Raw genomic sequence first — 7,387 nt, 5'->3', positions numbered from 1 at the left:
GCGAATGGTCCGAGGGAAGCATCTATCTGCTACTTTCGTTGCCTGTAAACGGCGGCCCCGTTTTCTTCACCAAACTGCTGGCTATACTGCTAGAATTTATCGTCCAGACAGCAGGGGCCTATGGTATGACTTTTCTGTTCGCCTATATCTTCGAGGTCACCAGTAGGGCTGATCTTCGGTGGGCGTTGACCTTTGCCATGTCTGAACGAGAAAGTCTGATACTGCAGGCTGCGGTAATGATTGGTCTCATCATAGTTGCCGGGATGGCGCTCTTGGCCAGTGCCATTTTCTTGAGCCAATCCCTAGGCCGACTCGTTCGCAAATATCAGGGGCTATGTACCTTTGCTTCTTTCTTGTTTCTCCTCTGGCTAGCCGGAAAAATTGCTGTGGGGACGGGCGATCTTGTTTTTCGTTTTACTAATTTAGCTAATATCCCTCACACGGCTATCCCGCAAGTAGCAGCACTATGGCAAATAACAGCCTTTGTGCTAGCCACCGAAGTGTTAATAACGGCTCTTTATCTGGCTGCCACCGCCTATATCTATGACACAAAGCTAGAACTGTAACCACTCCATCTTTACCGCTTCCCCTAAGTGAAGACGCCTTAAGCCAGAAGCTTAAGGCGTCTTCTTATGGACTGTTTTCGGTTTTGTTTCCGCCCTAGTCCTGGGCCAAGGTTTGGAGATCTTTGTTAATCTGGGAGAAGATATATACCGGTGCACAACCGGGATAGAGGTAGCAACGTTTGGCCCGACTCATGGCTTCTTCCACTTTGTCACTGGAAGGGAAATATTTCCAGCAGTTGCCGCAAACGAACAGGTTCTTGTCCTGGGCCAGCGCCGGGTCGAAATCAGGTACTCCCCCGGCCACAAAGATACATTCGCCTTTCCGGTCCACAAATTCGGCCATGTCTATACCGGTGTTTTTAAATGAATCTAAGGCACCCCGAATATTGACGTAACAGCCAGGGCACGTTTGTTGAACGATAACCGTCAACCCCCGGTACATACCCACCGGGTTATCGTTGGGCCGTTTGAAGACACGCCGGACCGCGTCTTTGTTCTCGCCCACCACTTCGATAGCATCCAGATCCGCCACACCCAGTCCTTCGTTGGCAGCGATCCTAACTGCGGGTATTTCCACCGGATCAAAGCCCATAGTATAGCTGGCTACTGCATCCACAGCCACAGTATCAGCTCCGGTAACAATTAGATTCATCTCCACCGGTGTACCTGCATGCGGTCCTTGACCTTCCATGCCGATAATACCGTCGATAATGGTCAAATCGGCCTTCCGCACTCGGTATAAGTCAGCAAATTTTTGTCCCAAATCGATCCGGTGCGCTCCTTGTTGCTGCTCGTCAGGGTGCCGATTAGGAATAATGCCGTTCCAGTTTTTCAAGCCCAAAGTAACTGTGCCGGCTAAATGTACTTTCAGTTTGGGGAGATTAATAACCACGTCGGCCTCAAGGAAAGGAAGGAATACTTCGGCTCGCTTAAACACCTTGGCCAGTGGGATGTCTACTACCACTGTAGCCGCTTCATCAAAGTAGATAACTTTGTCGGCGCCGCCTCGATAAGCCGCCTCTTCCATGCCCGCAGCGACAAAAGCCGGTTTAGCACGACCCACGTGAAGTCCAAGTGAAGGGTTGTCACCTACCCATACTTCTCCCGCTTTGGACTCTTCCTTGATATAGGCCACTACCGCTTCCACCGTCCGCGGATCCACCACAGCGAAGCTCTCGGCCGGAGCTTGAAAAGCCAAGTTAGGTTTAATAAGAACCCTGTCTCCAGGCTGAATAATACTATCCAGCGAACCGATGGTCAGCTCTACCGACTTTTTTACCGCGGCTCGAATAGCCGCCACGTCTTGATCGTAGCGAACAAAACGACCACCCATGAACTCCGCGTTCCCCTGAATCCCTTCTGCCTTTACCAACGCCACCTTGGGTCGACTCATGCTCTTCCCTCCCCTCGGGATCACCAGCATCTTACCCTCAAGCTACCTAAACGTAGTCGTTATCACCTCCTGACAGAATAAGAGGATTAATTCCCCTTATTCTTACTTCTACCTCTATTTCATTTTTCCTGCTTGTTTAATCCAATTAAAGGGCTCCTCTTTCCACGAAGAAGTTACATAATCGCTCCTGGACCAAAATTCGTCCAGATGATTGATGAGGATCTCGCCGGTACGGAGATCCACTTTTAGAAGTGTTCTGGTCCCGTCACCGAAACCATGGCCACAGTGCCACATACGTATTCACCCCCCACTACTTTGAACAGAGGCATAATAAAAAACAGGCCTTAGGTTCTGCTTCTGTAGGCCCATTGATCCTTACAGTTAATAAGCGTGTAAGTTCACGCCCTGTCCGTGACGATTTCGGGGTGTCTATTCAGGCGTAAATGGCGTTATTGAATATCCAGCGATTCCTGTAGCACGGCAAGTGAACAGATTAGCCGTCATTCCGAAGGAGCAAAGTGACAACTAAGGTGAGTTTTTTGACTCTCCGATTACCCCTGAATGGACACATTTCGGGTCTGAATTGTTCCCTTATATTTAATTATACTTATTGACTATGGTTAAGTCAACTGATATAATATTAGTTTTTGCTACCCTAGCCCTGCCAACAAGCAGGTTTTAGTGTGAACAACACAAAAGCTGCCGAAGCAACTCTTCTTCCTTACCTGAAGAATTACTTCCGCAGCTTAAGCAAATAACGGTTCCTATTCAGGAGGAATGCTCATCTGCTCAGGGTCGACGGTAAACTCCACCAGCTTAAAATTCATCACCATGGGTGCCTGGAAAGCCAGGGCCAGAGCCATGGCATCACTGGGGCGAGCGTCCAGGACAAACTCTTCTCCGTTGACATCTACATGTACGTCCGCATAAAAGACGTCGTTTCTTAAGTCGGTGATAACAACTTGTTCTACCTTCGCACCCACTCGGCGGCAAAAATCCACCATTAGATGGTGTGTTAAGGGCCGCTCGGTGGTTAGGCCTTGTAGGTAAAGAGCAATGACCTGAGCTTCGAAGGGGCCGACGACGATGGGCAGGTACTTTCCTCCCTTGGTTTCCCTTACGAGCACCACATGATTTCCACTGCTGTCCACAGCCACACTCTGCACTTCCACTGGTAACGTCGGCATCCGGCCTCACTTCCTTTCACGGGTCTATCTTAAGTATATCATTTTTCCGCACCGGGACCACTGTAATATTATTGCTAATAGTCCACGACCGTAGCGGCCATGATTAGAAGAGCTTGACAGAGAGCAAGCCTTGGGGTTAAACTAGTTTGAGAGATATAATCATTTTCATTGGGGTGAGGCTGTTGTCACCGGTTTTTACCATTACCGCTATTGGCACCTTAGCCGGTATTGTCGGCACCGGTCTTGGTGGTCTTATCACTGTAATTGCCGGCAATCGCCGTGGTCGAACGTTGAGTTTTGTGCTGGCCTTTTCCGGTGGAATCATGCTGGCTGTTGTGTTTGCTGATCTTTTGCCGGAAGCTCTTCGCTTAGGCGGGGTCCGCGTTTCTCTGGTTGGACTGTTGCTGGGAGTGGCGTTACTGCTGCTTCTCGACTTATACTTACCCCACTCTCACTTTTTATCCATTGATTGCCAAAGCCAACAAGGTCGTTTCATGCAAAGTAGCATTCTGCTGGGAATAGGAATTGCCATGCACAACTTTCCTGAAGGTCTGGCCATCGGAGCCGGCTATGCGGTGTCCGAACACTTAGGACTGGGGCTGGCACTTATCATAGCTATACAAAATGTTCCCGAAGGCATGGCCATGGGTGGTCCAATGAAAGCCGCCTGTATTGATGATAAACATATCTTGTTGTGGAGTTGTTTGGCCGGTGTGCCTATGGGCGTGGGCGCCTGGTCAGGAGCTGTGCTGGGAGCCGTCTCCCCGGCAATGTTGTCCTTGGCTCTGGGACTGGCGGCCGGAGCTATGCTGTATATTACGTTTGATGAGCTGCTGCCTGAAGCTCATGAACTGGGCGGCCCAGGTCATGCAGCTACTTTTGGGGCCGTAGTGGGAGCTGTACTGGGCTTGCTCTTAATCTGGCTGTTACCTGGGATAGACTAGTCTCTGTATAACTACTGCTACTCTAACCTACCCTGTGACTAGTTGAGAGGGGTTGCTCCGATCCTTGCTGTGGACGGGCAACCCCTCTCCTTAGTCTTATCTTGCGGTCTGCTAATGACTGGCTGGCAGCCATTATTTCAGGCGGTAAAACAGCCTTTTAGTGTTAACTGTAAGAATCGGTGCCAGCTCCTCCAGCTCACGGCCCAAGATGTCCGCCAATTTGGCCGCTACGTGAACAACCCGAGCCGGCTCGTTTCTTTTCCCCCGGTAGGGTTCCGGAGAAAGATAAGGGCTGTCGGTCTCAACAAGGAGGCGATCCGCCGGTACGTTAGCTACTGTGCCGGGCAAACGGCGAGCATTTTTGAATGTAACCGGTCCGGCATAGGAAATATAGTACCCCAGCTTTACACACTCTTTGGCCAGCTCGCTACTGCCGGAAAAGCAGTGCATCACGCCGCCTTGCGGCAGCGGACCTATGTCCCGAACAGTTGTCAGGAGATCAGCATGAGATTCCCGGTTATGAATAATAGCAGGTAGATTCATTGTTGCGGCCAATTCCAACTGTCGCCGAAAGACCGTTTTCTGTGCTTCCTGATCGGGCACACCGTTTACATAGTCCAGGCCAATTTCTCCCACTGCCACCACCTGTGGATGGTGGACCAAATCCCTCAGTTCGGCGAAAACATCTTCACCCCTGTCAACGATGTTTTCCGGATGTAAACCCACTGCTGCCCATACCGGGGCGTATTTCTCGGCCAGTTTTATGGCCTGACGGGACGATTCCAGGTCATAACCCGGGCAGATAATCGCCTGAACGCCCACCGCCAGTGCCCGAGCCAGAACATCCTCCAAATCCGGTAACAGCAGCGGGTCTTGCAGATGGGCATGGCTGTCAATGAGCATATTACCACTCCTTACAAAGCTGCTGCCTTTCCCGGTTTACCGAAAAAGGCAGTAGCTTTTCGTAACCTTTAACGTACCGAAGCCCCGCTATCGATCGGCCGATCCACAGTCAGCAGCGAGATGGCCCGGTCTTCGCCTTCGCCGGGGAAGCTGGCCGCCAACAACATGCCGTTGGATTCTACTCCCATCAGTTTGGCCGGCTCTAAGTTGGTCACCACTACTATCTTCTTGCCTACCAGTTGTTCCGGTTCATAAGACCTGCCAATGCCGGCTACCAACTGACGCCGTTCTTTACCCAGGGCTACTTCCAGGCGCAGCAGTTTCTTCGACTTGGGTACGCGCTCCGCTACCAATACTTCGGCCACCTTCAGCTCTACCTTGGCAAACTCGTGGATGCTAATCTTGTCTCCCGCCGGTTCCGCCTGGGGTTGCTCTGCCGCCTTTACATCTGTCTTCTGCTCACTCACAGTTTCTTCCTCCTTATCGGTATCGATGCGTGGAAACAGTGGAGCACCACGGTGTGTTTTGGCCCCTGGTTTCAGCCCACCCCAATGTTTGGCCGCATCCCAACCCACAGCGCTAGGATCGTCGGCTTGGCCCAGCTGCTCCCAAATAAGCCGCGGCGTCGAGGTTAAATAAGGCACTAACAGCACCGCCAAAATCCTTCCGGTCTCGGCTAGATTATACATCACCGTGGCCAAGCGCTCATGTTCTTTCTCCTTGGCCAGGGCCCAGGGTGCCGTCTCGTCAATGTACTTATTGGCTCTCTTGACCAGTTCCCAGATAGCTTCCAGAGCCGCGCTAATCTCCAGCCGCTCCATAGCTGCCTCGGCATTCGCCACTGCTGCTTGGGCCACCTGCTTCAGTTCATCATCAGGCGTTGCTTCCGGGCCGGGAACCGGCACCTCACCGTCGAAATACTTTTTCATCATGGTGAGCGTCCGATAAAGTAGGTTCCCCAGGTCGTTGGCTAAATCAGAGTTAATCCGTTTGATCAGAGCGTCTTCGGAATAGTAGCCGTCAGCACCGAAAGGAATTTCCCGCAGCAAGAAATAGCGAATGGCATCCACACCGTACTTATCCACCAGCACCAACGGATCCACCACATTGCCCTTGGATTTAGACATTTTGCCGCTGTCTAGGATTAGCCAGCCGTGACCGAACACTTTCTTCGGCAGCGGTAGGTCTAGGGCCATGAGCATCATAGGCCAAATAATGGTATGGAAGCGGACAATCTCTTTACCGACCAAGTGTACGTCCGCCGGCCAATACCGTTCGAACTGGGCCTCATTGTCCGAAGGATAGCCCAGGGCGGTAATGTAATTGGCCAAAGCATCGATCCACACATAAACAACGTGTTTGGTGTCAAACGGCACCGGAATGCCCCAGTCAAATGTAGTCCGCGAAACACACAGATCCTCTAAGCCCTGATTGACAAAGCTGATCATCTCATTGCGACGAGAAGACGGCTGAATGAAATCGGGATTGTCCTCCACATACTGCAGCCAACGGTCGGCATAACGGGACATCCGAAAGAAGTAGCTTTCCTCTTTCACCAGCTCCACCGGTCGACCGCAGTCGGGACAGATATGTTCCCCCGTTATTTGCCGTTCGGTCCAGAAGGTCTCGCAGGGAACACAATACCAGCCTTCATATTCGGACTTGTAAATGTCTCCGCTGTCGAACAACCGCTGAAAAATTGCCTGCACGGCCTTAACATGGCGTTCTTCGGTGGTGCGGATAAAATCGTCATAGCTGATGTCTAGAGTTTGCCATAAGTCCTTAAACCCAGCCACGATTCGGTCCACATATTCTTGGGGTGAGACTCCCTGCTGGGCCGCCACCCGTTGAATCTTCTGCCCATGCTCATCGGACCCGGTAAGAAACATAACATCGTAGCCCTGATGCCGCTTAAACCGGGCCAAGGCATCGGCCGCCACCTCGGTGTAAGCGTGGCCAATGTGCAAGTTATCACTGGGATAGTAAATGGGCGTGGTCACATAAAAAGTCTTCTTCTCTGTCATGTCAAACCCTCCTAAGCTAGTATTGACCAAAAAGTAACAAAAAAGCCCTTGCCCCTGGATAAGCCAGGGGCAAGGGTCGCTTGCGGTACCACCCTGATTCGCGTAAGACCTTGCGGTCACAACGCCTCAACAGGTACAGACAGCATCTGTACCGGGGCGAGATAACGGTCGCCTAAATAACCGGCCAAGTGTACTCCCTCTCGGTTTCCACCCACAGCTTTGGGGCCATGTTCAGCAGCCTTAAGGCACCGGCTTGCACCTTACCCGGCTCGCTTGGGCCTTTACTCTGCCTACTCTTCCCCAGCATCGCCTTCAGTCTTTGGCATTCACTTTACTAAATTATGTTCCCGTTGTCAAGTGGCGTGTCACG

7 protein-coding genes are annotated in these 7,387 nt (G+C 51.6%); 2 read left to right on the top strand and 5 right to left on the bottom strand.

What is annotated here, in order from left to right; translation table 11 throughout:
- The coding region (locus GX016_01665) for a hypothetical protein (GenBank protein ID HHT70271.1) at positions 1-566 on the top strand (566 nt) is incomplete at its 5' end.
- A gap of 94 nt (positions 567-660) precedes the next feature.
- Here the strand turns inward: GX016_01665 and GX016_01660 are convergent.
- The 3 genes from GX016_01660 to GX016_01650 all read right to left on the bottom strand — a co-directional run bounded on the left by GX016_01660 (position 661) and on the right by GX016_01650 (position 3,146).
- Complete coding sequence (locus GX016_01660; protein ID HHT70270.1) at positions 661-1,959, bottom strand: DUF362 domain-containing protein; 1,299 nt, start codon at positions 1,957-1,959, stop codon at positions 661-663.
- Between the two features lie 114 nt (positions 1,960-2,073).
- A complete protein-coding gene (locus tag GX016_01655) occupies positions 2,074-2,253 on the bottom strand; it encodes a hypothetical protein (GenBank protein ID HHT70269.1) in 180 nt (59 codons plus the stop codon).
- A gap of 470 nt (positions 2,254-2,723) precedes the next feature.
- Positions 2,724-3,146, bottom strand: a complete 423-nt coding sequence (locus GX016_01650; protein HHT70268.1) for a bifunctional nuclease family protein — start codon at positions 3,144-3,146, stop codon at positions 2,724-2,726.
- 200 nt (positions 3,147-3,346) lie between these two features.
- On the opposite strand from GX016_01650, the gene GX016_01645 reads away from it, so the two are divergent.
- Positions 3,347-4,090, top strand: coding sequence for a ZIP family metal transporter (locus GX016_01645; GenBank protein HHT70267.1), 744 nt, complete (start codon positions 3,347-3,349; stop codon positions 4,088-4,090).
- Positions 4,091-4,222: 132 nt separating this feature from the next.
- Here the strand turns inward: GX016_01645 and GX016_01640 are convergent, their stop codons facing one another.
- A complete protein-coding gene (locus GX016_01640; GenBank protein ID HHT70266.1) occupies positions 4,223-4,993 on the bottom strand; it encodes a TatD family hydrolase in 771 nt (256 codons plus the stop codon).
- 68 nt (positions 4,994-5,061) lie between these two features.
- Positions 5,062-7,017, bottom strand: coding sequence for a methionine--tRNA ligase (metG, locus tag GX016_01635; protein ID HHT70265.1), 1,956 nt, complete (start codon positions 7,015-7,017; stop codon positions 5,062-5,064).
- Positions 7,018-7,387: the final 370 nt, after the last annotated feature.

It is taken from the genome of Bacillota bacterium (genome assembly GCA_012837285.1).
GTDB lineage: Bacteria > Bacillota > DTU030 > DUMP01 > DUMP01 > DUNI01.
The sequence above is the reverse complement of the archived record's forward strand: the minus strand, read 5'-3'. Positions and strand labels throughout refer to the sequence as shown.